Raw genomic sequence first — 24,443 nt, forward strand, 5'->3', positions numbered from 1 at the left:
GGGCGCTCTAGAATGGCGCGCTTGTGCCCGTCGCCGACGGGTGGGGCAGGAGCGCGCAGGCATGAGTTCGGAACAGCAAACGGCGGGCGCGACCGGGCTGAGTCATGGTGAGCTGCGCTTGCGCCAGATCACCGACACCATTCCCGCCCATGTCGGCTACTTCGACCGCGACTGGATGTTTCGCTACGGCAACAAGCGCTATGCGCAGTGGTTCGGTACCAGCAGTGAAGGCATGAAGGACAGGCCCATCCTCGAGGTCATCGGCCAGCACGTGTTCGATCAGGTCGAGAGCGCGGTGCGGCGAGCCCTCGGTGGAGACGAAGTGACCTACGAATACAGCATGCCGGGCCGTGGTGGCGAGCTGCTGCATGCGCGCAGCACGCTGGTGCCCGATTTCAACGCGGCCGGCGAGGTCGTGGGGTGCTATGTGCATGCGGTGGACATCACTGAACAGCGGCGCACGCAGAGCGCGCTGGCGCAGGCACAGAAAATGGAAGCGATCGGCCAGCTCACCGGCGGCCTCGCGCACGACTTCAACAACATGTTGACGGTGGTGATGGGCAATCTGCAGGGTCTGGTCGAAGTCCTCGCCGAGCATCCCGCCGCCGCCGCTGCCGCTGCCGACTATGTCGAGCCTGCGTTGGCCGCGGCCGAAGGCGGTGCGGGCCTGGTTCGGCGCCTGCTGGCCTTTTCGCGTCAGCAACCGGTTGCGCCCGTGGTCGTCGACGTCAATGCGCTGGTGCTGGGCATGGCGCGCCTGATCCGGCGTTCGCTGCCCGACACCATCAGCATTGCCACCGCAGCGCGTGACGTCGAGCTGCACGCGCTGGTCGACCCCGGGCAGCTCGAAAGCGCACTCCTCAACCTCGCCTTCAATGCGCGTGACGCCATGCCCAATGGCGGCGAGTTGCGTATCGAGTGCTCGCTCGACTGCATCGAGGGCAGGGCCGCGGCTGATCTCGAACTGTCACCGAGCTGTTACGTGCAGATCGCCGTCAGCGACAACGGCACCGGTATGGACAGCAGCATCCTGAGCCATCTCTTCGAGCCCTTCTTCACCACCAAGAAGTTCGGCTTTGGCAGCGGCCTGGGCATGGCCATGGTGTATGGCTTCATCAAGCAGTCGGGCGGCGGCGTGCGGGTGCGCAGCCGCCAGGCGGTGGGCACCACGGTGTCCTTGCTGCTGCCGCATGCACCGCGTACCACCGCAGCGGCGCAGCCGGTGCCACGTGTGCCCACCGAGATGGTGGCCAAGCTCCTCGACGCTCGTCTGGTCCTGCTCGTCGAGGACGATGACAAGGTGCGCGGCGTGGTGCGCAAGCAGTTGTCGGCGCTGGGCTGTGCGGTGCTTGAAGCCGAAAGTGGCCACGAAGCGGCCGACATGGTCGAGAATATCCCCGCGATTGCATTGGTGCTGACGGACATCGTCATGCCGGGCGGCATGGATGGACGCGCGTTGGCGCGCTTCGTGCGGCGCTTCCGGCCCGAACTGCCAGTGGTGCTGATGAGCGGCTACGCGGAGACGCGCGGCGCGACACGCGAGGATGGCGAGCTGCCGATGCTCGACAAGCCCTTCACCCTCGAACGTCTGGTGGAGGTTGTGCGCGCCGCAATGGCCTGATCAGGCGGAGGGGGAGGCTTGAACGATAAAGCGCAGGCTCTGATTCATGTGGTCGAGGACGATGTCAATGTGGCAGGCCTGATCATCGCCACGTTGGAGCGCTTCGGTTATCAGCACGCGGTGTTCCCCTCCGGCGGCGAGTTCCTGCGCCAGCTGCGGGTGCAGTCACCCGATCTCGCCATCCTCGATCTCGGCCTGCCCGACATGGACGGCATGGACGTGCTGCAGCAGCTGCGCAAGCGCCACCGCTTCGGCCTGCTCATCGCCACCGGCCGGGTCGACACCCATGACCGCGTGCTGGGGCTGGAGCTGGGCGCCGACGACTACGTGGTGAAACCCTTCGAGCCGCGTGAACTGATCGCGCGCGTGCGCAGCATCCTGCGCCGCTATCAGCCCGAGCCACAGCCTGCGGACCTGGCGTTGCGCGTCGCTCACTTTGCGGGCTGGCGTTTCGAGCATGCGAGCCACCGCCTGATCTCGCCCGAGGGCATCGAGGACACCCTGAGCCTGGCGGAGTCGCAGCTGCTGAGCGCCTTTCTCGAGCGCCCCAATCAGGTCCTGTCGCGTGAGCAATTGCTCTCGGGGCGCGATGTCAGCGCGCTTGACCGCAGCATCGACCTGCGCGTGTCGCGTCTGCGCAAACGTTTCGAGCAGGGCGGACACAGTGGCAAGTTCATCAAGACGGTGTATGGCGCCGGCTATCTGCTGGCCACGCCGGTGAGCTGGAGCTGAGCGAGCGCAGCTGGGGTGTCGCGCTGGCGGTGTTTACGCCGGCTCGACCCAGACGTGGCGCGCCACCTCGTGCTCGATGGCGAGTTCGACGTGCTCGCACAGCAGCACCGTGAGCGGGTGCTGTTGCAGCACCTTCACCGCGTGCGCCGCCGACAGGCCGTAGGCGTGCAGTTGTTCGCGCTGCAGGGGGTCGATCTCGTCGCCGAAATCGACCACGCGCACCATGCGTCCCACCGGGGTGCCGATCAGGCGGATGCGCTCATGCAAGGGGCGGGGTGTGGCGTTCATGATGTGAGTGCCCTCAAAAGATCAGCCGCAGGCCGTGGTTGAGCACGCCACCGATGAAGAAGGCGGTGGGGATGATCATCGCCAGCATCAGCGCTGCGACCCTCAGGCCCTGCTCCTTGACGATCATCATCAGACTGGCGATGCAGGGCACGAACAGGGTGATGGTCACCATGCCGACCACCGCCTGTACCATGTCGAGCTGGCTTTGCAGCGCAAACAGTCCGCTGGCGCCAAAGTCGCGGCGCAGAAAGCCCATCACGAAGGCGGCGCTGGCCTCCGGCGGCAGACCCAGCCAGCCCACCACCAGCGGCTTGCCGGCTTCGATGATCCACGGCAGCGCGCCGCTGCGGTCGAGCCCGAACATGATCAGCGTGCCGATCAGGAACAGCGGGATGACCTCGATCAGATACCACTTCAGGCGGCCGCCGGTTTTCTTCAGCACATTGCCCAGCACCGGCATGCGCATCGGCGGCAGCTCGGTGATCAGCGGCACGCGCCGGCCGGGCACGACCTTGCTCGCCAGCCAGCCGGTAAACAGCAGCACCAGCACGATGGACGCCACCCAGATCACCGTGGCGGTGAAGGAGATGCCACCGAGCAGGCCCAGCACCACGCCCAGTTGCGCCGAGCAGGGGATGGCCAGTGCCATCAGGTAGATGGTGATCAGGCGTTCGCGCGGAGTGTGCAGGATGCGGGTGGTCAGCGTGGCCATGGTGACGCAGCCCAGACCCAGCACCATGGGCAGCACGGCACGACCATTGAGGCCGATGACGGCGAACATGCGGTTGGCGATCACCGACAGGCGGGAGAAGTAGCCCGAGTCCTCGAGCACGCCGAAGGCGAGGAAGAAGGTGGTGACGATGGGCAGGATGAGCGCCAGCGCGTAAGTCATGCCCATCGTCCACAAGCCGTATTCGCCGACGAAGAGGTCGGCGAGCCAGGGTGTGGAGATGTGGCCGTGGACGAAGTCGACGATGGCCGGGTTGAGCACGCCGCCGAAGAAGTCTTCTTCCAGCAGCCCGACCAGGGTGCTGGCGCCGAAATCACCGACGAACAGATAGACCAGATAGAGCACGCCCAGCAGCATCGGCCAGCCCCACACGCGGTGCACCGCCACACGCCCGACCAGCATCGACAGCGTGCGGTCCTTGGCGCCGGCCTGCTGGGTGACCGTGCGCGCGAGGGCCTCGGCCGCGGCGCTGCGCTGGCGTGCCAGCCGCGCGGGCAAGGTGTCGCGACCGGTGGGCGCGGTGAGTGCGGCGAGCGCCTCACGCACCGGGGCGCCGCCGGGCTGGGCAGCGAGCCAGGCATCGACCTCGGCGTCGCGGCCGATGCCCAGAATGGCCAGGCCGCGCGCGGCCAGCAGCGGATGCGGGCAGTGCGTGAGGATCAAGTCTTCGACTGCCGTGATCCGGGACTCCAGCGCCTCGTCATAGCGCAGCAGCGGCGCGGGGATGGCCGCGTGCGCCAGCGCGTCGGTGAGCGCGCCCATGCCTTCACCGCCGGTCGCCACCGTCGCCACCACTGGAAGGGCAAGGGCCTCGGCCAGGGTGGCGGTATCTACGCTGACACCGCGCGCCCTGGCTTCGTCGCTCATGTTCAGCGCCAGCACCATCGGCACGCCGAGTTCGGCCAGCAGCGCGGTGAGGTTGAGCGTGCGGCGCAGGTTCTTGGCATCGCCGACCTGGATCAGGGTGCGCATGTTCTCGTTGAGCAGCGCGCGCATGGTGGCGCGCTCGTCGTCACTGCGCGAGGGCAGAGCCAGCACTCCGGGGGTGTCGAGCAGCGAGACCTCACGGTCAAAGCGCGGCGTGGCGCGCGACACCTCAACCGTGGTGCCGGGGTAGTTCGACACCGTGACGTAGGTGCCGGTGAGGCGATGGAAGAGCACGGACTTGCCGACGTTGGGGTGGCCGACGAGCGCGAGGGTGCGCATTGGATTGGAGAAGGTGGACAGTGAGGCGGCGTGGCTCATGGATCAGCTTGGGCGCATGTGCGGGGATGTGCGTCGAAATGATACGCGCTCGCATTAACAGTCAACTGATCCAGCTCAAATTCCGGCGAAATTTTGCGCTGCAGCACTCCGCGCTCTGCCAACCGGGTGCTGCACGCAGGTTTGTCCGGCGCTGCGGCCAGTCGTGAGCGCGCACGAATTCGTGCATGGACGGTTCGTGCCGAGCACCAGGGTGCTTGGTGAGCCCTGTTGCGGCGGGATTCCGCTGCGCGGTGGCGGGGCGAAAGTGTGCTGTGCTTGAGCTTCGTTGCGGGAGCGCTCGGAATCAAAAAACCTTGACACGGCTCTCGCCTTGATTGATATTGCGAATCGTTCGCAATTGAGCCTCGCCCTCGGAGCACACAGATGAGCAAGAAATGTTGCAAGAAGGACAAGCCCTGCAAGGGCTGTCCGAAGTTGAAGAAAAAGAAGTAGTCGCGGAGCTGAGCGCGGGGCAGATTTGATCGATATTAAAACGTAATGATTCGTATTTGTTTATCGTGCCGCTCCTTGAATCAGAATCATTCCGAGCAAGCCAGCCGCCGCCAGCCAGCTCATCGTCACCATGGAGTCGCAGATGAATTTGCACCCGTGCGCGCTGGCCCTCGCCCTTGTGGGCCTGGTTGGCGTTCCGTTTTCCAGCGCTCAGGCCGAGACGCTGCTCAATGCCCAGATCGTCACCGCCAATGGCTATGCCGCCGATGCGCAGGACACGCCACAGGCAGTGGAGGTGTTGCAGCCTGCAGGCGCTGATGCTGCGCTCGTGGGTGACTTGATGCGCTCAAAGCCGGGGCTGGCGGTGCAATCCGATGGCGCCTGGGGGCAGAACCCGGTGTTGCGCGGATTGAAGAAGGAAAGCGTGGTGGTGATGGTTGACGGCCTGCGCCTCAACTCCGCGCAACCGCAGGGCGCGATCGCCTCCTTCATGGATCTCGGCCTGCTCGAGCGGGTGGAGGTGGTGAAGGGGCCGGGTTCGGTGCTGTACGGCAGCGGCGCCATCGGCGGCGTGGTCAATCTGATCACGCCCGAGGCGCGCTTCACCACCGCAGACGAGCTTGGCGGTCGCGTCGGCGCGCGCTTCTCCAGCGTGGATAAAGGTGTGGCGGGCGCGCTGCTGGTGCAGCGCTCGAACGCCGATCACGCCCTGGTGCTGGGCGTGGCCGGGCGCGATGTGGATGACTATCGCAGCCCGGATGGACGCGAGGCGCGCACCGGCTACCAGTCGAACACCCTGCTGGCCAAGTACCGCCAGCGCCTCAACGAGGACATCAGCCTGCGCCTGAACTTGCAGCGCCACGCCGATGAAGACGTGTGGTACCCGGGCTCGGCGCGCAGCGGCGCCGGCATTCCGCGCCCGCTCGGGGTGGCGACCATCCATTCGCCCAAGCAGCGCCGCGAGCTCTATGAGGTGGGGATCGACGCCGCGATCGGCGAGGGCCAGTTGTCGGCTGAAGTCTATCGACAGGAAGTGTTCCGCCAGATCCGCGCCCACGCATCGAACCTGGGCCGCGACTATGTGCGCAACGACGTCAGCTTCGTCACCGACGGCGCGCGTGCCAAGTACATGTTTGCGTTCGGCGGCGGCCATCTGCTCAGCGTCGGTGCCGACACCTGGCGCATGAAGGGCGACCCCGAGCGCTATATGGACAACAACGCGCCCCTGTTCAACAACAATATGCGCAACGACCCGTTCTCCAGGGGCGAGATCGAAGCCGTCGGTGTCTTTGTGCAGGACGAATTCGAGCTCGGCCGCAGCCGCATCGTCGCTGGTGCGCGCTACGACCGCGTCAGTGGCGATGCAGCACAGAAAGGCCAGGGGCCGTCGGCGCAGACCACCGGCCTCGACCATAGCGACAACAATCTGTCGTGGTCGCTGGGGGTGATTCATCCGCTGACCGACAGCCTGAGTGCCTACGCCAATCTCGGCCGTGCCTACCGTGCCGCCGACATGCGCGAGCGCTTCGAGGATTCGGCGCGCGGCGATGGCTATTACCACGTCGGCAATCCGCAGCTCGATCCCGAAGTGTCGAGCAGCTTCGAGCTCGGCCTGAAGGCGGCGGGCAGCGGCCTGCAATACCGTCTGGCCGCCTTCTACACACGTATCGACGACTACGTGGCCGGTCGCATCACCGGGGCCACGCATGCGGGTAGCGGGCTGCCGCTCAAGCGCACCGAGAACCTCGACAAGGTGACGATCTACGGCCTCGAAGGCAGCGCCAGCCTGCCGCTGGGGGTTTTCGTGACCGACGCCAGCTTCACCTGGCTGCGCGGCAAGAATCACCAGGACGACGAAGCCCTGTATCAGATGCCCGCCCCTGAGCTCACGCTCGGCATCGGCCAGCCGGCACAGCGCGGCTTCTATTGGCGTGCGCAGCTGCGCGCGGTGGCCGAGCAGGACCGTGTCGCCACGCGCTTCTCCAATGGCACGGAAGACGCCACCGCCGGCTTCGTCACCGCCGACGCCGAGCTCGGCTGGCGCTTCGGTGCGCTCGCTGCCTTCGATGCCACCACGCTTGCAGTGGGTGTGCACAACCTGGCCGACAAGCGCTACCACGAGCATCTGAGCGAGGGCGTCTCCGGCCGCGAGCTGGCTGCGCCCGGTCGGGGCATCACGCTGAGCCTTTCCGGGAGTTTCTGACATGCAATCACCACGTCCGCCCCTGCCGAGCTGGAGCCGCTTCGTCCTGCATGCGTGCGTGGTGCTGGCGTTTCTGATCGTCACCGGCACCGCCGACGCACAGAAGCTGCCCAAGCTGACGCTGGCCGGTCCGCCGGCCTCGGTGTCGAACCCGCTCATTCACATGGTCGATTCCGGCGCGCTGGCCGATGTCGCCGAGCGCGTCGAGTTCGTGCTCTGGCGCGACCCTGACCAGCTGCGGGTGATGGCGCTCGATGGCCGTGCCGACGTGCTGGCGATGCCGACCAATGTCGCCGCCAACCTCCATAACCGCGGCGCAAAGTTGCAGCTGCTCAATGTGTCGACCTGGGGCGTGTTGTGGCTGGTGTCGCGCGACCCGACGCTGAAGTCGCTCGCTGATCTGCGTGGCAAGGAGCTGGCGGTGCCTTTCCGCGGCGACATGCCCGACATCGTGTTTCAGCTCCTGGCGGAGCAGCAAGGCGTCGACCTGCGCAAGGACGTGCAGCTGCGCTACGTGGCTAGCCCGATCGACGCCATGCAGCTGCTGGTGATGCGCCGCGTCGATCATGCCTTGCTGGCCGAACCGGCGGTGTCGATGGCCTTGCGCAAGACCGGCTCCTTTCCGCTCAGTGTGATTGCGCCCGAACTGCATCGCAGCGTGGACCTGCAGCAGGAGTGGGGGCGGGTGTTCGCGCGTAGCGCCCGTATCCCGCAGGCGGGCATTGCGGTGATGGGAGCCTTGCGTGAGCGCCCCGATGTGGTCGCTCGCATCGAAGCCGAATATGCGCGCTCGCTGGCCTGGTGCCGCGACCACGCCGAGGCCTGCGGCCAGGGTGTGGCCGCCCGCATCGACATGCTCAGCGCCGAGGCGGTGGCCGATTCGATCGCGGTGAGTCAGATGGACGCGGTGCCGGCACATGCTGCGCGCGCCGAGCTCGAGTTCATGTTCGGCCAGCTGATGAAGAAGAGCCCGGCGCTGATCGGCGGCAAGCTGCCCGACGACGGCTTCTATGGCGGAGCCGGCGCGCAATGAGCCTGCTGCGCGCCTGGCTGGCCGGTCTGCCCGCCTACCTGTGGAGTGGCTGGGGGGCGATCGCCAGCCTGTTCCTGCTGCTCGCCGCATGGGAGACGGTGAGCCTGCTCTACGGCCCCTTGGTGATGCCCGCTCCACGCGCGGCGTTCGCGACCCTGCTCGGTCTGATCGACAGCGGCGCCGCCTGGCCGGAGCTGGCGATTACCGCGCGTCGCGCCATGAGCGGCTATGCGCTGGCGGTGATCGCCGGCAGCGTGCTGGGTTTGCTGGCCGGGCTGTCGATGACGGCGTCGATGATGTCGCGTCCGCTCGTCACCGTGCTCATGGGCACGCCGCCCATCGCCTGGCTGGTGCTGGCCATGTTGTGGTTTGGCGCCAGCGACGGCACGCCGGTATTTACCGTGTTCGTCGCCGCCTTTCCGGTGATCTTCATCGGTGCGCTGCAGGGCACGCGCACGCTCGACAACCAGCTCTTCGGCATGGCCGAGGCCTTCCGCCTGCCGCGGCGCATGATGCTCACCGACGTCTATCTGCCGCATGTGGTTTCCTATCTGTTCCCAGCCTGGATTGCTGCGCTTGGCACCGCGTGGAAGGTGGTGGTGATGGCCGAGCTGCTCGCCACCCAGGATGGGGTGGGGGCGGCTCTGGCAGTGTCGCGCTCGCATCTGGACACCGCAGCGACGATGGCCTGGATCGTGGCCCTGGTGGGCTTGTTGCTGGCGGTGGAGTATCTGCTGCTGGAGCCGATCAAGCGTGAGGTCGAGCGCTGGCGGGAGCATGCGGCATGACACGCAGCGAACTGCGGGTGAGCGCGCTCAACCATGCTTTCGGCCGCGATGAGGTGCTCGCGGGCATCGACTTTCGTGTGCGTGCCGGCGAAGTGCTTGCCCTGGTCGGGCCCTCGGGTTGCGGCAAGACCACGCTGCTGCATCTGGCGGCGGGCTTGCTGACGGTGCAGCAGGGGCAGGTTGCCAATGGCTTTGCCAGCACCGCCTTCATGTTTCAGCAAGCGCGCCTGCTGCCGTGGAAGAGCGCGCTCGACAACATCGCGCTCGGTCTCAAGGCGGCAGGCCTGAAGCGCGACGAGCGCCACTTTCGCGCCCGTGAGCTCGCCTTGCGCCTCGGACTGTCGCATCGCGACCTCGACAAGTTTCCGCACCAGCTCTCGGGCGGCATGCAAAGCCGGGTGGCCCTGGCGCGTGCGCTGGTGCTGGAGCCGGAACTGTTGCTACTCGACGAGCCGTTCTCGGCGCTCGATGTCGGCCTCAAGGAAGAGCTCTACCGCCTGCTGCTCGAGCAGCAGGCGGCGCGCAGCATGGGTGTGTTGATGATCACCCATGACCTCATGGAAGCGGTGCGGCTGTCGGACGCCATTCTCGTCATGGCCGCCGAACCGGGGCGCATCGTGTGTCGATTCGAACTCGGCGTGCCCGCGGCGCAGCGTGACGAGCTGTGGGTCTACCAGCATACCGCCGAGCTGCTGCAAAGCGCCGCGGTGCGCGCCAGCTTCGGCCTGCCGCCCGTGGTGCAGGGCGCAGGCAGACGCGTCGCAGCCGGCACGAACAGCGTCAGCATGAACCTGATGGGGACGAACCCCGGGCTGCGCCTGGTGGTGCCAGCCCAGCCCGCACTGACGGCCCGCACGGGCCCGCGCTGCGGCTGATGAGGATGGAGATGAGGACGCTCGACCGGCTCGCCGCCAGGCCGCTTTTCATGTGCTGCTTTCGTCCCTTCTTTCTGGCGACGGCGGTTTATGGCGTGCTGGTGCTGCTCGTCTGGCTTGCCTTTCTCGGCGCCGGGCAAGGAGTGCCCGCGGTGCCCGGTGGCCCTTTCGTATGGCATGCCCATGAGCTGATGTTCGGCTTCGGTCTGGCTGCGGCCGCCGGCTTCGTGCTCACCGCGCTGCCCGAATTCACCGCGACTGCAGCTTTCGGGCGGCGCGTGGCGCTGGCGATGGTGCTGCTGTGGGCGGCGGGGCGGCTTGCGTTCTGGTCGTCGGGGTGGCTGGGCGCGGCAGGCGTGGTGCTTTCCGCACTGCTCAACGTCGGCTTCATGGGCGCGCTGGTGGTGCTGGTTGCGCCGCGCCTGTGGCGCGATCCCGAGCGCCCTCACTTGTCTTTCCTGTGGGGCCTGGTGGCGATGGGGCTGGCCGTGGCGGGCTTTCAGGCTGACGTGCTGCGCGGGCTGTACCCGATGCGCTGGGTGTTGGTGGGCGTGGGGGTGATGATGGCGCTGATCCTCATCGTGCTCGGCCGGGTGTCGATGCGTATCGTCAATGACGCCCTGGACGCCGAGCGTGTGCGCCACCGTGCGGAAGAGCCGCTCCTGCGGCGCGAGGACGACGAGATCGTCGATTACCGCGCTCGTCCGCCGCGGCGCAATCTGGCGATTTTCGGCATTGCGCTGTACACCGCCGCTGATTTTCTGTGGCCGGGATCGGTCGTCTCGGGCTGGCTGGCGCTGGCCGCCGCCGCCGCCATCTTCAATGTGCTCAACGACTGGCATGTCGGGCGCGCGCTGTTCTCGCGCTGGGCCTTGATGCTCTATGCGGTGTATTGGCTGATGGCGCTGGGCTATGCGCTGATCGGTGTGGCGGCGCTGGGCGCGCCGCTCGCTCCCTCAGCCGGCCTGCATCTGCTGACGGTGGGTGCGATGGGGGTGTCGATCTTCGCCGTGCTGTGCATTGCCGGACGCACCCATGCCGGATTCGAGCTCGACCTGCGGCCGTGGGTGCAGGTGGCGGCTATTGCGCTCTGCAGTGCTGCGCTGGCGCGCGCTGCCTCCGGCTTCCCCGGCCTGCCGGTGGCGGCGCTGCGGGCCTTGAGCGGTGCTGCCTGGGTGCTGGGCTATGGGCTTGCGGCCATTTATCTGGGCGCGGTGTTCATGCGCGCGCGCCCGGATGCGGGCACAGGCTGTGAAGAAGTGTTGAACGAGCCCGGTGTGGCTTGAAAGGGCGGGTCGTCCGGGAGGCGGCGTGTCTGTTTGTTGTTTATCTCCCCTTTTTTGGAGTTGACTGATGCAGAACAGGAAAACATGCGTGCGGCTGACGGTGCTGGCCGGGCTGCTCGCGCTTGCGGCCAGCCCGGCGCTCGCCGAGCGTCCGATGGCGGTCGATGATGCCGGAACGCTGGAGCGCGGTGGAGCCAAGCTCGAGTTCGGCTGGAGCAAGGACGATAGCGTGCGCGGGCTGGAAGGCGGGGGGGCTTCGGGCCCATCGACAACGTGGAGCTCGAGCTCGGGTTCGGGCGCGCGAAAGATCGTGAGCCTTCGCCACATGTGAACGTGCGCGGCCTGGGTGCGGCGGTGAAATGGGTGCCGCTGCAGGCCGAGACCGGGCTCTCTGCGGGGCTGAAATACGAATACGGCCGCGAGCGCGTCAGCGGCGACCGTGCCGAGCATGCCAATGCGCTCGCCGGCCTCGCCACCTGGACCTTTCCTGCCGGACCGCGGCTGCATGTCAATCTCGGGCGTGAATGGGTGCGTGACGGCGACAACGCCAACTTCTGGGGCGTGGCGATGGATTTCCCGATCACCGAGCAGCTCGACTTCGCGGTGGAAACCTTCGGCGAGGAGCATTCCGGCCCGGACCGCCAGCTCGGCGTGCGCTACGAGATTGCCGAGGGGCTGAAGTTGTCGGCTGCAGCCGGGCGTGGCAACGACCGCAACATCGCCAATGTGGGTGTGGCCTGGGAGTTCTGAGTTGGATAAGCGTATGTCAATGAGAAGCACCACTTTTAATACTGGAGATTGTTCATGATTCGTTCCTTGCTTGTTGCCCTCGCTGGCGTGGGGCTGGCTACCTCCGCGCTTGCCGCCGAATACCCGATCGGTCAGCCGCAGGACCTCAACGGCCTGGAAGTCGCCGCCGTGTACCTGCAGCCGGTGGAGATGGAGCCGGGCGGCATGATGCGTGCGGCCAAGGACTCCGACATTCATCTGGAGGCTGACATTCACGCCACCGCTGATAACACCAACGGCCTGCCCGAAGGTGCGTGGGCGCCCTATCTGAACATCCAGTACGCATTGCAGAAAAAAGGTAGTGACACGGTCATCAAAGGCGAGCTCATGCCCATGGTGGCCAATGACGGTCCGCACTACGGCGACAACGTCAAGCTCGAGGGCCCGGGGAAATATGAGCTCACCTTTGTGATCGGCTCGCCAGAGAGCGCTGCGGGCAACCACTTCGGCCGCCACGTGGACAAGGAAACGGGCGTCGCGCCGTGGTTCAAGACCTTCGAGCTGAAGTACGAGTTCGTCTATGCCGGCACCGGCAAGAAAGGTGGGTATTGAGGTGCGTATCGGGCTAGGACTGGCTCTGTGCGTGTTGGCGGGCGGCTTCGGTCCGGTGTCGGCAGCATCTGCCGACACGCCCACCTGCACCCTGACTTTCAGGGCAGACGGGACTTTCGAGCCAACACGGCTGGAGGTCCCGGCCGGGCGCTTCAAGATCGTGCTGGTGAACGAGAGCAGCGAGGCGGTGGAGTTCGAAAGCCTGCCGCTGCGCAAGGAAAAGGTCCTGGGCCCGGGCGTGACTTCATTTGTGGTGCTGTCGCTGTCACGGCCGGGTGAATACCCCTTCTTTGACGACTTTCACCCGCAGGTGAAGGGCACGCTGGTCGTGCTGCCCAAGCCGTAGATCCCCGAACCATAAACCCCCAAATCGTCGGATTCACCATGGAACAAGTCGCCTTCATTGTCTGGCGCGAAAGTATCGAGGCCCTGCTGGTGGTGGGCATCCTGTTTACGTGGTTGCGCGCCTCGCCCGAGGGGCGTCGTGGTCTGCCATGGCTGTGGGGCGGAGTGGGGGCCGGTCTGCTGCTGGCCGGCGCCTTGGGGCTGGTGCTGCTCGGGCTTGCGTCGTGGTTGAGCGATACCGGACAGGAGTGGTTTCAGGCCGTGATGGCGCTGGCCGCGTGCGCGCTGGTGGTGCACATGGTGCTCTGGATGCGCCAGCGTGGCCGCAGCCTCAGGCGTGAGCTGGAAACGGGGGCCTCGGAGCAGATACACCAGCAGCGTTGGTGGGGGCTGTTCGCGCTGGTCATGATTGCCGTGGCACGCGAGGGGAGTGAAACAGTGGTCTTTCTGTATGGCACTGTGCTCTCGTCGCGGACTGAGGGCAGCGCCGCGGCCATGGGTCTTGCCGGCCTTGGCGGCTTCGCGCTGGCGCTGCTGAGCTTCTGGCTGCTGCAGCTGGGGGGGCGCTTCATCACCTGGCGGCGTTTTTTCCGGATCACTGAAACCTTACTGTTGCTGCTCGCCGGGGCGCTGCTGGTGCTGGCGACCGACAGGCTGATTTCGCTCGAGGTTTTGCCGACGCTGATCGACCCGGTGTGGGATAGCGCGTGGCTGATGGGCACTGAGCAAGGTTTGGGCAAGCTGCTGGCGGATTTTGCCGGCTATCGCGCCATGCCGGCACTGTCGCAGGTGCTGGTCTGGTTCGCATATTGGGCGGCGGTGATCGTCTTGCTGCGCAGCTCCGCGCGCAAGCTGGTGCAGCCTCCCGCGGCGAACCCGGACCATGGCGCGCTTGCAGCGTGATGCCGCGACTCTCCGCTCACTGCTGACCCATGTCCGCCATGACCCCCTCTACCTTTCGTGCCCGCCTTGCCCGCGCGGGTGATTTCCTGCGTGACCATCAGCTGGCGATCCAGCGTATGCAGTGGGCGATCGTGATCGTCTATGTGGCGCTGCTGGTGCTCCCGGCGCTCCTGCCCCTGCCAGATCGTACGGCGTCCGTGTTCAACAACCTGAGCATCGTGGCGCAGTTCGCCTTCTGGGGTATCTGGTGGCCCTTCGTGCTGCTGTCCATGCCGCTGTTTGGTCGCGCCTGGTGCGGCTTGTTCTGCCCCGAAGGCGCGCTCACGGAATGGGCCAGTCGCCATGGCCGCGGCGGTGCGATTCCACGCTGGATGCGCTGGGGAGGATGGCCTTTCGTGGCCTTTGCGCTCACCACGGTGTATGGGCAGTTGGTGAGTGTGTACCAGTATCCGTGGGCCGTCGCAGTCGTGCTCGGCGGCTCCACCGTGGCGGCGATCATCGTCGGTTGGCTGTATGGCAAGGACAAACGCGTCTGGTGCAAATACCTGTGCCCGGTGAGCGGCGTCTTCAACCTGCTCGCCAAGCTCTCGCCCTGGCACTATCGCGTGGATGCGGAGGCCTGGCGTGCGCCGTTGCGCCGCACCGAAGCCATCAACTGTGCGCCCCTGCTGCCGCTGCGCACGATGCAGGGCGCAGCGGACTGTCACATGTGCGGGCGTTGCAGTGATTATCGTGGCGCCATAGCGCCCAGCCCGCGCTCACCCGAGGCTGAGATCGTTGATGTGGCCGGCGGCAACGCCTGGCAGACGGTGCTGATCGTTTTTGGCTTGATGGGGCTGGCGGTGGGGGCCTTCCTGTGGAGCGCGAGCCCCTGGTATGTAACGCTCAAGCAGAGCATTGCGACCTGGCTCGTCAATCATGATGTCTATTGGCCGCTGGCCGAAAATGCACCCTGGTTCATCCTGACGCATTACCCGCAGGTCAACGACAGCTTCAGCTGGCTCGATGGCGCGGTGATCCTGCTGTTTATCGCTGCCACGGCTCTCGTCGTGGGGGGCGCCGTGTTGCTCGGGCTGTGGCTCGCTGATTACGCCTTGCCGGCGATGAGGCGCCCTGGGATGAGGGGTGCAGCCGGCGAGCGCGTGCGCAGTCGATTTGACGGCGTGCACAATCTCGCCCAGGGCTTGATACCGGCGGCGGGCAGCGGGGTGTTCCTGGGGCTGTCGGCCACTACCCTGACCCTCTTGCAGCACGAGGGGGTCGCCATCGGCTGGGCCAATCCGGTGCGCTTTGCGCTGCTGGCGCTGGCCCTGGCCTGGAGTCTGCGCTTCCAGTGGCGCCTGGCGGGCCTGCGCACGTCCAACGCCTGGCGCCGCGCAACGGCGGTGGTGCTGGTGGCGTTGGGCTTGTTGCCCTTTGTCTGGAGCTGGGTGCTGTTTTTCATCCTGTGGTAGATGCCAAAAAACTGCGGACCCGCAGACCCTGCCGGTCCGCGTGAAGCTCAGGCCTCGCTGATCACGATCCAGTGGTTGTCGAGCGCCATGGCTTCGGGCCAGGGCAATATATTCGGCGGCGTGCTCGGATGCCAGCTGCCGAGCCCGTAGGCGGTGGCGACCACTATTCCGCCACCGTCCTGCGCGCCATGCCAACCGCTCAGCGCATAAGGCGCCTTGAGCTCGATGATGGGGCGCATGCGCTCGGGCAGGCCGGGATGCCACAGGTTGGCGACGTCGGCCTGATGGCTCGATAGCGCAAAGCCGTCGTGCAGCGCGGGCGCGATGTCGCCGGCGTAGCCGATGCCGTCGTTCTCCTGAGTGGGAATGCTCAGGCTGTTGCCGTCGAACACCGCGAGGATAGGGGCGCGACGGCGCTCGGCTTCGAGATCGTGTTCGGCCTGCATGGCGATGCCGAGCAGTGCGTCGGGGTCTTGCGGGGCGCGGCTCCAGGCCATGTGGCGCAGGCTCAGGCGCGCGTCGTCCACCTTCCACTTGCCCAGCAGGCTGCCGTTCGAGGTGTCGATGTGCACCAGCGAGGCGTCCATGCGGTGGATGTCGAACTTGCGGTCGCTGGGCGTGCGCGGGATGCCGCCGTTGGCGACGAACAGATGGCCGTGGGCATCGAGCAGCAGTTGGTGCGGGTCCAGGCCGTGGGTGTCCCACTCGGCGATCTTGCGCAGGCTGCGGCGCTCGCGCACGCCGATCTTGCCCTTGCCGGTGCTGAAATCGGTTTCGGTCGTGTACAGCTGCTCGCCGTCGGCGGAGGCGATGATATGGCCGCCGAGGCGGCACTCGCCTTCACCCTGAACGTCGATGCGTGTGACCACCTTGCCCTGCCCGTCGCAGCGCAGCATCCAGGTGCCGGGGCGGGCAGAGCACACCAGCAAGCCGCCGTCGGCTTCGGCCATCAGGCCGTGTGGCCGGCTGGGTAGGGGGACGGTGTAGCCGAAGCTGAGCGTGCGTGCCGCCCAGTCGGCGACCAGGGTGCCGGCGAAGTTGGGGTCGCTGGCGCGCGGACCGCGCCAGGCGGCGCCGATCACCGCACGAGTGGCGTTCGCTGCGGCGCGCGCCTGGGTGGGAAGGGTGGTGGCGGCGAGCGCGGCGGCCATGGCCTGCAGAGTGCGACGGCGGCTGATCGAAGCCGGCGCGGGGGAGGCAGGGGGAGGGAATAAGCTGTGCATGGATGGTGTGCTCAGTAAGTGCGCGACCCGCAGCGCTCCTGGGCGGCTGAATGCCGAACAAGGCGAGTGCTCGGGAAAGACGAAGGAATGACCAGGAGGCCGCGCCGAGTCGCACCTTGCAGCGCGAACCCGGCACGGCTCACCCGGACTCAGAAGTCGTAGTTGAGCGTGACGCGCGCATTGCGGGCGTCGCCCATGTACAGGAAGGAGCCGGAGCGGTAGGCCGCCAGGTAGTAGTCCTTGTCGGTCACGTTGCCCACGTTCAGCCTCACGTCCATGTTCTTGTTGACGCGATAGCTCGCGAACAGGTCGAGCACGGTGTAGGACGGTACGGGCTGGGTGTACAGTCCGTCGGCATTGAAGCCCGCGGCCGAGTCGGGCTGGCCGGCGTACTTCCTGCCTTCGTATTTGGCCGCCGCGCCGAGGGCAAACTTGTCAGTGGCCTGGTACTTGAGCTGGGCGAAGGCGCTGTTGTCGGCGAAGTTGCTCAGCGTCTTGCCTTCGTTTGCGGCCACGTTCGACTCGAGCACCTTGGACTTCATGAAGGCCACGCCGGCCTGGGCGGTGAGCTGGGGCGTGATCAGGCCGGTGAGCGCCAGCTCCAGACCGTGGACACGGTTCTTGCCGGTGTTGAGCGCGCCGCTGGACTCATAGCCCGAGCCCGACGGCGCCGACTCCATGACGTCAGACTTGGTGATCTGGAACAGCGCGGCCGATAGCAGCAGCTTCTCGCCCATCAGGTTCCACTTCGTGCCCAGTTCGATGCTCTGTGTCTTTTCCGGCTTGCTGTCGGCGATGGCGACACCATTGCTGTCATCGACGCAGATGCCGCCGTAGCCGCAGCTCGAGCCGACGTCGGATTCGCCGCCGTTGATGTCGCTGGCGGTGGCGTAGCTGAAGTACACGTTGGCGTCGGGCCTGATCTTGTAGCTCAGGCCGAGGTGACCATTCCACATGCTGTCGGAGTACTCGTAGCGTTTGGTGAGGCCGCGTGAGATGGTGGTGGTGTCGAATTCGTAACGGTCCCAGCGCAGGCCGCCGAAGGCGGTCCATTTGTCGTTGAGGTCCACCGTATCCATCGCCGACAGGGACACCGTCTTCACGTTCCAGTCGATGTCCCAGGCGCCGCGGCTGATCTGACGGTTCATCAGGCTGTTGAGACCGTTGACGGTAGCGCCGCCCGCGCCGCTGGCGCACCAGGCGTTGTTGGCCGTGGCGGTGTTGCCGGTGATGCAGTTCTGGCCCGAGTTTGCGACGTTGTAGACCCCGTTCAGCACGCTGTGATCCGAATACTCCAGGCCGAAGATGAACTCGTGCTTGAGCCCGCCCAGGACGCGGTCCAGATGCAGGTTGGTCTGGTTGACGAAGTACTCGACCTCCTGCCAGCCCTGGTGCGTGCTCAGGGTGATGGTCGAGGCGCCGGCGCGTGGGTCGTTGGCGCCGAAGCTGGCTGCACGTGCGCCGGTGACGACGTAGCCGTTGTCGGCCTGGCCCACGCGGGTCAGGTTGGTGATGCGCGTGTCCTGGTCGAACTGATAGCGCAGACGGGCGCTGACGATGTCGACGTCGGAACTGAGGAAATCATTGTCCTGCGCGTACACCGGTACGTCTTTGGCCGGCTTGCGCTTCGGCACGGTGCCGACCAGAAAGCCGCCCATGTCGGGATTGTCGTCGGCCTCGAGACCGTAGTAGTCGAGCGTGACATCGAGCTTGTCGGTCGCCGCCCAGAAGCCGGACAGCGCCAGGCCCTTGCGCTCGCGGTCGGTGGGGCTGCGATCAGGGATCTCTTCGTAGCCATACAGCAGGTTGGCGCGCACGGCGAGGTCTGCGTTGACGACCTGGTTGGTGTCCAGCGTCAGGCGAGTGTGCTTGTCGGTGCCAAAGCCGGTCGACAGGCGAGTGTAGGAGTAATCGGTGCTGGCCTGCTTGGTCACCGAGTTGACCGCTCCGCCCGAGGTGCCGCGCCCGGCGAAGCTGGAGTTCGGGCCTTTGGAGATCTCGATCTGTTCGGTGGCAAAGCTCTCGCGAATGCTCATGCCGGGGTCGCGCAAGCCGTCGACGAAGACGTCGCTGCGCGCTTCCTGGCCGCGGATGATGTAGCGGTCGCCAAAGGCGTTGCCGTTCTCGCCGGTGCCCAGGGTGATGCCGGGCTGGGCATCGAGGATCTCGCGCAGGTCGGTGTAGCCCGAGTCTTCGATCTGGGCCTTGGTCAGCACCTGGATGTTTTGCGCGGTGTCGGCCAGCGCGCGCTTGTGGCGCTCATCCCCCGAGTACTTGGCCTTGTAGGGCACGCCGGGTTCGGCGTTCGGGTTGGCTTCGAGCGCGGTGCTGATGACCTTGACGGTTTCCAACTGGGATTCGGCGGCGGGTTTCTGTTCCTGGGCGTGGGCCGCCATGGGTGCCAGCGCGAGGGAGGCCAGGCTGACGGCCATTGCCGTGGAGGCGGAGGTGTTGAGAAGGGTGCTCGGTCGCTTGCGCAGCGCTGCGGCTTGCCGGGGGTGAGGCTTGTTCACGGACATCGGGGTTTCCTGATCACGGTGGTTCGGGGCGTGGGGGTGATCAGCCCTGGCTTGGGGGAGCGTGCGCATACGTTTGCCGGCAGCAGCACCTGGCGTTCCTGTCCTTGGCGACAGCGAGAGGCCCTGAACTGAGGCACGAGGCGAACAACGGTGAGGAACACGAGTGGCAAACGACGAGGACGTCGTGCCGCCAACGCAGCTGCGGATCTCCGGGTCAAGCTTGATCGGGCTGGCTTGGCTGGCTGATCCGAGGGTGCGGAGTGGCTGGCTGACATGAATGTGGCGGGGCGTCCCTGGGGCGACGTCCCGCCACATTCATCACCTGCGCTTGCAGATGCGCGCAATTCTCAACAAGGATGGGATGTCTGTCAATGCTATTGCGAACAATTCTCATTGTTACGGCGGCCACGACATAGTCCGCGGCAGCGGGTGATGAAGGACTTCAGCGTTGGGCCGCAGGCGTTGGGAGTGCGTTCTTGTCCAAGTCCGGCTGCAGCGCAAGGGCGTTCTGCCAGCCACCGCCCAGCGCCTTGTACAGATTCACCGCCGCTGTCAGCCGTGCCAGTCTGAGCTGGGCCATTTGATCCTGTGCTGCGAACAGCGTGCGCTGGGCGTCGAGCACGACCAGCAGGCTGTCGGCGCCTTCGCGGTAGCGCAGTTCGGCCAGGCTCAGGCTGCGTTGTGCCTCGGCGAGGATCTCGCGCTGCACGGCTTCCTGGCGGCGGTCGCGGGCGCCGTTGGCGAGCGCGTCCTCGACCTCCTTGAGCGCGGTGAGGATGTTGCTGCGGTGGGCCTCGAGCAGTTCGCGCTGGCGCGAGCGCTGGAGGTCGACGTCGGCTTTGAGGCGGCCACCATCGAAGATTTTCTGCAGCACCGAGGCTGAAATGGACAGCGTGCGCGTGTTGTCAGCCAGTGCGAGCAGTGCGCCGCTGGCAATGCCGGCGCCAGCGGACAAGCTGATGCTGGGCAGCAGGGCGGCGCGCGCAGCGGCGATGTCGGCGGCCGCGGCCACCAGGCCAGCCTCGCTCGCAGCGAGGTCGGGGCGGCGCCACAGCAGCTCGGACGGCAGCCCGGTGGCGATCGTGGGCAGGCTCAGCTCGGCGAGGCGCTCGCCTTCGATGAAGCGCGCCTGCGGGCCGCGCCCGAGCAGGATGGCGAGCGCCGAGCGCGTCTGGCGCAGCTGCACGGCGAGCGGCTCGATCGCCTGGCGCTGGGCGAGTACGGTGCTGCGCTGCTGGCTCAGTTCCAGTGCCGAAGCTGCACCGTTGTCATAGCGCGCCTGCACGACGCGCAGCACGCTCTCGGCGATGCTGAGGTTGTTGCGCGCGATCGCCAGCCTGTCTTCGAGCGCGAGGCTCTGAAACCACAGGCTGCTCACGCTGGCGCTGAGCGACAGGCGGGCGGCGGCGTAATCGAAGCGGGTGGCGGCGAGCCGGGCACGGCTGGCGTCCACGCTGGCGGCAAGGCGGCCCCAGAGGTCGATCTCATACGCCGCGGCAAGACCGAGCTCGCTCGCGCCCGTTTCATTGCCCTCGATATTGCGCACGCCGCTGCTGCCGGCGAGGGACAGCGTGGGCAGCAGCGAGGCGCCGCTCTGGCGCAGCGCGAGCTCGGCCTGCACCACGCGCTCGCCCTGGATGAGCAGGTCCGGGGCGGCGAGCATGGCTTCGGCGATGAGGGCGTCGAGTTGAGGTGAGCCGAAGCTCTGCCACCAGGTGTCGGGGATGCTGGCTGCGCTCGTGTCCGCCGGCTCGCTCCAGCTCGTAGACAGGCTCATCGTTGGGCGCAGCACGGGCTCGCTGATGGCGCAGCCGCCCAGCACGCTGGCGGCAAGCACGGTCAGGACAAGGCGGCGGGGGCAGGGCAGGTGGTGAGTGACAGGGTGGGGCATGAAAGTGGGAAAAGCGTGTGCGGGGTGAGTGGGGTGCGCGGACGGCTTCATTCCGACGCCAGTGCGGCCACCGGGTCGAGGCGTGCGGCTTTGCGTGCGGGCAGGTAGCCGAAGACCAGGCCGGTGAGGAAGGCGCAGCTGAAGGCGAGGACCACCGGCGCCAGCGAGTATTGCACTGCGGTGCCGAAGCGCTCGATGAGCGCTGCGCTGGCAAGACCGAGCGCAACGCCGATCACCCCGCCCAGGGCGGACACCACCAGCGCCTCGATGAGGAACTGCTGCAGGATGTTCTTCATGCGCGCGCCGGTGGCCATGCGGATGCCGATCTCGCGCGTGCGCTCGGTGACCGAGACCAGCATGATGTTCATCACCCCGATGCCGCCCACGAGCAGGGAAATGGCGGCGACGGTGCCGAGCAGGAGGGTGAGCGTGTTCTGTGTCTCGGACACGGTGTCGATGATGGAGGCCATGTTGCGGATCTGAAAGTCCTCGACCCCATGGCGGGCGAGCAGCACGGCGTGCACCTGAGCCTGGGTGTCGTCGATGCGCGCCACGTCCTCCACCGCCACGGTGACGTTGCGCAGGAAGCGCTGGCCGGTGAGGCGCAGGCTGCCGGTGGTGTAGGGCACGAAGACGATGTCGTCCTGGTCCTGTCCCCACGGCGTTGCGCCCTTGGGCGTCATCACGCCCACAACCTGAAAGGGGATGTTGTTGACCAGCACGAACTCGCCGATGCCGTCGCCGTCCGGAAACAAGGCGTTCGCGACCGTGCGGCCGAGTACGGCCACGGTGGCGTAGCGCGTTTCGTCCTCGGCGCGAAAGAAGGTGCCCGAGGCCATTTCCCAGTCGCGCGCGACGATGTAGTCGGCCGAGGTGCCGTTGACGCTGGTGCGGTGGTCGATGTTGCCTGCGCGCACGGTGATCGTGCCGCCCTGTTCGGGCACCGAGGCGAGCACGTTGGGCAACTCGGCAATGGCGTGCACGTCTTCGATCACCAGCGTTGCCGGCGCGTCGCGGCCGCGGGTGTTGGGTGCGCCAGGGCGTACGGTGAGCAGGTTGGTGCCCATGGCGCTGATCTGTTCTACCACTTTTTGCTTGGCGCCATCGCCGATGGCGAGCATGGCGATCACCGAGGCCACACCGATGACGATGCCGAGCAAGGTCAGCGAGGCGCGAAACAGGTTTGCGCGCAGCGCACGCAGCGCGGTGCGGGTGGCTTCGACGACATCGGACAAGAGCGAGATGTGATCGATGTGGGGGGCGAAGTCCGGCTCGGGGCCGGTGGGTAGGCGCGGGCCCGGGTCGGCGACGACGCGACCGTCGCGGATCTCGATGATGCGCTGCGCCTGCTCGGCGATCTCGCGCTCGTGGGTGATGAGGATGATGGTGTGGCCGGCCGCCGACAGCTCATGGAGCAGCTTCATGACCTCGGCACCGGTCCTGGTGTCGAGCGCGCCCGTGGGTTCGTCGGCAAGTACGACGCGACCACCGTTCATCAGCGCGCGCGCGATCGACACGCGCTGCTGCTGGCCGCCGGAGAGCTGGCTGGGGCGATGGTGAAGGCGTTCGGCCAGCCCCAGCGCGGACAGGAGCTCCTCGGCGCGTTGATGGCGGCGCGCGGGCGCCATGCCCGAGTACACCGCCGGCACCTCGACGTTGTCGCGCGCGCTGGCGCCGCTGATGAGGTTGTAGCTCTGAAACACGAAGCCGAAGGTCTCGCGCCGCACCCGTGCCAGCTCATCGCTGCTGAAGCCGGCGACATCTTCGCCCATGAAGCGATAGGTGCCGCTGCTGGCTCGGTCAAGACAGCCGAGGATGTTCATCAGCGTGCTCTTGCCCGAGCCCGAGGCGCCCATGATGGCGATGAACTCACCGGCGTAGATCTTGAGGTCTATGCCTTGCAGCACCCGGGTTTCGATTTCGCCATTGCGAAAGCTGCGGCTGATGTCGCTGAGTTCGATCAGGGGTACGGCCGCCCCGGCAGGCTGAGGGTGCGCCGCATGCGCTGGCGCGGGCGGGTGCTGGGCGGGCTTCACAGGCGCGGTGTCCGTGACGGACGACCCGTCTCTGAGCCTGTGCTGCGCCCGGAGACCACGCGTTCGCCCTCCTCGAGGCCGACCAGGACCTGGGCCTGAACCCGGTTGGAGACGCCGACCTCGACCACGCGCTCGCTCAGCGCGCCGCGCTCATCGATCACCTTGACCTTGCCCATTGCCGGCTTTGCCGGTGCGCCCCCCGCGCCCTGTGCGGCGCTGCGTGCAGAGGCGATGCCGGGACGCGCACGTGCGCTGTCCTGGGTCAGCGCCGCCATCGGCACCAGCAAGGCGTCCTTCGCCTGCGCGACCACGAAGAACACCTGCGCCGTCATCTGCGTCATCAGCAGCCCGTCGGGGTTGGGTACGTCGAACAGGCCGTTGTAGAGCACGACGTTGTTGGTCACGGTGGGGGTGGGTTCGATCTTTTCCAGCTTGCCGTGCCAGCGCTTGCCGCTGCCGCCCAGGGTGGTGAAATAGGCCTCCATGCCCAGCTGCAGGCGGCTGATGTCGGCTTCCGATACCTGCGTCTGCACGGTCATGGTGTTGAGGTCGGCGACGCGCAGGATGACCGGCGCCTGCTGGTTGGTGTTCAGGGTCTGGCCCTGGCGCGCGGTGATCGACACCACGGTGCCGCTCATCGGCGACAGGATGCGGGCGTACTGCAGGTTGGCCTCGTCGGCGCGCAGGGTGGATTCGATCTGCTCGATCTGGGCGCCGAGCGCCTCGAGTTGGGCCGCGGCCGACTGCGCGTTGGCTTCAGCCGTTTGCAGGCCTTCGCGGGTGGTGGCGTCGGCCGCCATCAGCGCTTGCTGGCGGCGCAGCTGGATGCGGGCGAGCGTGAGCTGGGCTTCACGGTCCTTGACTGAGGCGCGCAGGTTGCGCAGTTGTGCGCGCGAGGCGTCGACGCGGGCGCGATACACCGTGGGGTCGATCTCGGCGAGGAGCTCGCCTTCCTGCACTGCGCTGCCGACCTCGACATGGATCTTCTTCACCTGGCCTGAAACCTGGGCACCGACGTCGACGTAGTCGCGTGGCTGCAGCGTGCCGGTGGCGGTGACCACGTCCTCGATATCACCCCGCTGCACGAGCGCGAACTGGTAAGCCGAGAGCGCATCCTTGTCGCCGAAAAGATGGGGCCATGCGAGCCAGGTGGCGAGGCCGGCGACGAGAAGGACGGCAGCGGCAGTGGCGGTGCGAGCCCAGCGGCGGGGGGCTCTGGAGGCGGGTGAGGAGGGCGTCATTGTTCTTGATGGGTGCGAGGCTGGAGGCAGGCGTGACGAGCACGAGACCTGAGGAAGACAGCGTGGCAAGCATAGTCGTTCGTCGGGCGCGGGTTTGTATCGGCTTGCAGCGTGCCCGGCCGGATGCACAACCATTGACTTTGATCAAGAATGGACTTGCATGAGTCACGTCTAATGGACGCCAATCTTAGAATGAGTCTAAAAACCTGGCATTCCATTTCAATCAAGCAAGGAGA

General features: G+C 66.6%; 20 protein-coding genes. 13 read left to right on the top strand and 7 right to left on the bottom strand.

Features of this window, described 5'->3' with window-relative positions:
* The first annotated feature begins 61 nt into the window (after positions 1-61).
* A complete protein-coding gene (locus M622_RS37280) occupies positions 62-1,621 on the top strand; it encodes a hybrid sensor histidine kinase/response regulator (RefSeq protein WP_021250824.1) in 1,560 nt (519 codons plus the stop codon).
* An 18-nt stretch (positions 1,622-1,639) separates the two neighbouring features.
* The gene (locus M622_RS37285) at positions 1,640-2,353 is read left to right on the top strand and encodes a response regulator transcription factor (RefSeq protein ID WP_021250825.1); all 714 of its coding nucleotides are present in this window, start codon (positions 1,640-1,642) and stop codon (positions 2,351-2,353) included.
* A 33-nt stretch (positions 2,354-2,386) separates the two neighbouring features.
* Here the strand turns inward: M622_RS37285 and M622_RS37290 are convergent, their stop codons facing one another.
* Both M622_RS37290 and feoB read right to left on the bottom strand, forming a co-directional pair.
* Entirely contained in the window at positions 2,387-2,641 is a 255-nt protein-coding gene (locus tag M622_RS37290) for a ferrous iron transport protein A (protein ID WP_031347507.1), read from the bottom strand.
* A 13-nt stretch (positions 2,642-2,654) separates the two neighbouring features.
* A complete protein-coding gene (feoB, locus tag M622_RS37295) occupies positions 2,655-4,616 on the bottom strand; it encodes a ferrous iron transport protein B (protein ID WP_031347508.1) in 1,962 nt (653 codons plus the stop codon).
* Positions 4,617-5,211: 595 nt separating this feature from the next.
* Between feoB and M622_RS37300 the strand changes: the two genes are divergently transcribed.
* From M622_RS37300 to M622_RS37345, 11 genes are all read left to right on the top strand, one after another.
* Positions 5,212-7,272 carry a TonB-dependent receptor gene (locus M622_RS37300; RefSeq protein ID WP_021250828.1) on the top strand — a complete coding sequence of 687 codons (2,061 nt, stop codon included), beginning with the start codon at positions 5,212-5,214 and terminating at the stop codon, positions 7,270-7,272.
* 1 nt (position 7,273) lies between these two features.
* On the top strand, positions 7,274-8,305 hold the full coding sequence (locus tag M622_RS37305) for an ABC transporter substrate-binding protein (RefSeq protein ID WP_021250829.1): 1,032 nt from the start codon (positions 7,274-7,276) through the stop codon (positions 8,303-8,305).
* Positions 8,302-9,093, top strand: a complete 792-nt coding sequence (locus tag M622_RS37310) for an ABC transporter permease (protein WP_021250830.1) — start codon at positions 8,302-8,304, stop codon at positions 9,091-9,093. The genes M622_RS37305 and M622_RS37310 overlap by 4 nt, the downstream gene beginning before the upstream one ends.
* Positions 9,090-9,968 carry an ABC transporter ATP-binding protein gene (locus M622_RS37315; protein WP_021250831.1) on the top strand — a complete coding sequence of 293 codons (879 nt, stop codon included), beginning with the start codon at positions 9,090-9,092 and terminating at the stop codon, positions 9,966-9,968. The genes M622_RS37310 and M622_RS37315 overlap by 4 nt, the downstream gene beginning before the upstream one ends.
* 11 nt (positions 9,969-9,979) lie before the next feature.
* Entirely contained in the window at positions 9,980-11,254 is a 1,275-nt protein-coding gene (locus tag M622_RS37320) for an NnrS family protein (protein ID WP_021250832.1), read from the top strand.
* Between the two features lie 67 nt (positions 11,255-11,321).
* A complete protein-coding gene (locus M622_RS40760; RefSeq protein WP_306415641.1) occupies positions 11,322-11,585 on the top strand; it encodes a hypothetical protein in 264 nt (87 codons plus the stop codon).
* Positions 11,582-12,004, top strand: a complete 423-nt coding sequence (locus M622_RS40765; protein WP_021250834.1) for a PA4824 family protein — start codon at positions 11,582-11,584, stop codon at positions 12,002-12,004. The genes M622_RS40760 and M622_RS40765 overlap by 4 nt, the downstream gene beginning before the upstream one ends.
* A 54-nt stretch (positions 12,005-12,058) precedes the next feature.
* Complete coding sequence (locus tag M622_RS37330; protein ID WP_021250835.1) at positions 12,059-12,595, top strand: iron transporter; 537 nt, start codon at positions 12,059-12,061, stop codon at positions 12,593-12,595.
* Entirely contained in the window at positions 12,585-12,941 is a 357-nt protein-coding gene (locus M622_RS37335; RefSeq protein WP_245543107.1) for a cupredoxin domain-containing protein, read from the top strand. Before M622_RS37330 ends, M622_RS37335 begins: the two co-directional genes overlap by 11 nt.
* A 38-nt stretch (positions 12,942-12,979) precedes the next feature.
* Positions 12,980-13,843, top strand: a complete 864-nt coding sequence (locus M622_RS37340) for an FTR1 family iron permease (protein WP_021250837.1) — start codon at positions 12,980-12,982, stop codon at positions 13,841-13,843.
* 38 nt (positions 13,844-13,881) lie between these two features.
* Positions 13,882-15,297, top strand: coding sequence for a 4Fe-4S binding protein (locus M622_RS37345; protein ID WP_031347513.1), 1,416 nt, complete (start codon positions 13,882-13,884; stop codon positions 15,295-15,297).
* A gap of 47 nt (positions 15,298-15,344) precedes the next feature.
* On the opposite strand, the gene M622_RS37350 is transcribed toward M622_RS37345, so the two are convergent.
* From M622_RS37350 to M622_RS37370, 5 genes are all read right to left on the bottom strand, one after another.
* A complete protein-coding gene (locus M622_RS37350) occupies positions 15,345-16,520 on the bottom strand; it encodes a DUF1513 domain-containing protein (protein ID WP_031347514.1) in 1,176 nt (391 codons plus the stop codon).
* 149 nt (positions 16,521-16,669) lie between these two features.
* Positions 16,670-19,039, bottom strand: a complete 2,370-nt coding sequence (locus tag M622_RS37355) for a TonB-dependent receptor (RefSeq protein ID WP_021250840.1) — start codon at positions 19,037-19,039, stop codon at positions 16,670-16,672.
* Positions 19,040-19,481: 442 nt separating this feature from the next.
* Complete coding sequence (locus M622_RS37360) at positions 19,482-20,930, bottom strand: efflux transporter outer membrane subunit (protein ID WP_052028756.1); 1,449 nt, start codon at positions 20,928-20,930, stop codon at positions 19,482-19,484.
* A gap of 47 nt (positions 20,931-20,977) precedes the next feature.
* Entirely contained in the window at positions 20,978-22,966 is a 1,989-nt protein-coding gene (locus tag M622_RS37365; protein WP_021250842.1) for a MacB family efflux pump subunit, read from the bottom strand.
* On the bottom strand, positions 22,963-24,207 hold the full coding sequence (locus M622_RS37370; protein ID WP_021250843.1) for an efflux RND transporter periplasmic adaptor subunit: 1,245 nt from the start codon (positions 24,205-24,207) through the stop codon (positions 22,963-22,965). The genes M622_RS37365 and M622_RS37370 overlap by 4 nt, the downstream gene beginning before the upstream one ends.
* Positions 24,208-24,443 lie beyond the last annotated feature (236 nt).

The sequence above is a fragment of the Thauera terpenica 58Eu genome (assembly GCF_000443165.1).
In the GTDB taxonomy this organism is placed as follows: domain Bacteria; phylum Pseudomonadota; class Gammaproteobacteria; order Burkholderiales; family Rhodocyclaceae; genus Thauera; species Thauera terpenica.

What these genes read in the sequence shown, in the direction of transcription:
- M622_RS37330 (WP_021250835.1), top strand. Translation starts at nt 12,059, where the DNA reads ATGATTCGTTCCTTGCTTGTTGCCCTCGCTGGCGTGGGGCTGGCTACC.
- M622_RS37305 (WP_021250829.1), top strand. Translation starts at nt 7,274, where the DNA reads ATGCAATCACCACGTCCGCCCCTGCCGAGCTGGAGCCGCTTCGTCCTG.
- M622_RS37280 (WP_021250824.1), top strand. Translation starts at nt 62, where the DNA reads ATGAGTTCGGAACAGCAAACGGCGGGCGCGACCGGGCTGAGTCATGGT.
- M622_RS37320 (WP_021250832.1), top strand. Translation starts at nt 9,980, where the DNA reads ATGAGGACGCTCGACCGGCTCGCCGCCAGGCCGCTTTTCATGTGCTGC.
- M622_RS37315 (WP_021250831.1), top strand. Translation starts at nt 9,090, where the DNA reads ATGACACGCAGCGAACTGCGGGTGAGCGCGCTCAACCATGCTTTCGGC.
- M622_RS37290 (WP_031347507.1), bottom strand. Translation starts at nt 2,641, where the DNA reads ATGAACGCCACACCCCGCCCCTTGCATGAGCGCATCCGCCTGATCGGC.
- M622_RS37355 (WP_021250840.1), bottom strand. Translation starts at nt 19,039, where the DNA reads ATGTCCGTGAACAAGCCTCACCCCCGGCAAGCCGCAGCGCTGCGCAAG.
- feoB (WP_031347508.1), bottom strand. Translation starts at nt 4,616, where the DNA reads ATGAGCCACGCCGCCTCACTGTCCACCTTCTCCAATCCAATGCGCACC.
- M622_RS37310 (WP_021250830.1), top strand. Translation starts at nt 8,302, where the DNA reads ATGAGCCTGCTGCGCGCCTGGCTGGCCGGTCTGCCCGCCTACCTGTGG.
- M622_RS40760 (WP_306415641.1), top strand. Translation starts at nt 11,322, where the DNA reads ATGCAGAACAGGAAAACATGCGTGCGGCTGACGGTGCTGGCCGGGCTG.
- M622_RS37360 (WP_052028756.1), bottom strand. Translation starts at nt 20,930, where the DNA reads ATGCCCCACCCTGTCACTCACCACCTGCCCTGCCCCCGCCGCCTTGTC.
- M622_RS37300 (WP_021250828.1), top strand. Translation starts at nt 5,212, where the DNA reads ATGAATTTGCACCCGTGCGCGCTGGCCCTCGCCCTTGTGGGCCTGGTT.
- M622_RS37350 (WP_031347514.1), bottom strand. Translation starts at nt 16,520, where the DNA reads ATGCACAGCTTATTCCCTCCCCCTGCCTCCCCCGCGCCGGCTTCGATC.
- M622_RS37345 (WP_031347513.1), top strand. Translation starts at nt 13,882, where the DNA reads ATGACCCCCTCTACCTTTCGTGCCCGCCTTGCCCGCGCGGGTGATTTC.
- M622_RS37340 (WP_021250837.1), top strand. Translation starts at nt 12,980, where the DNA reads ATGGAACAAGTCGCCTTCATTGTCTGGCGCGAAAGTATCGAGGCCCTG.
- M622_RS37370 (WP_021250843.1), bottom strand. Translation starts at nt 24,207, where the DNA reads ATGACGCCCTCCTCACCCGCCTCCAGAGCCCCCCGCCGCTGGGCTCGC.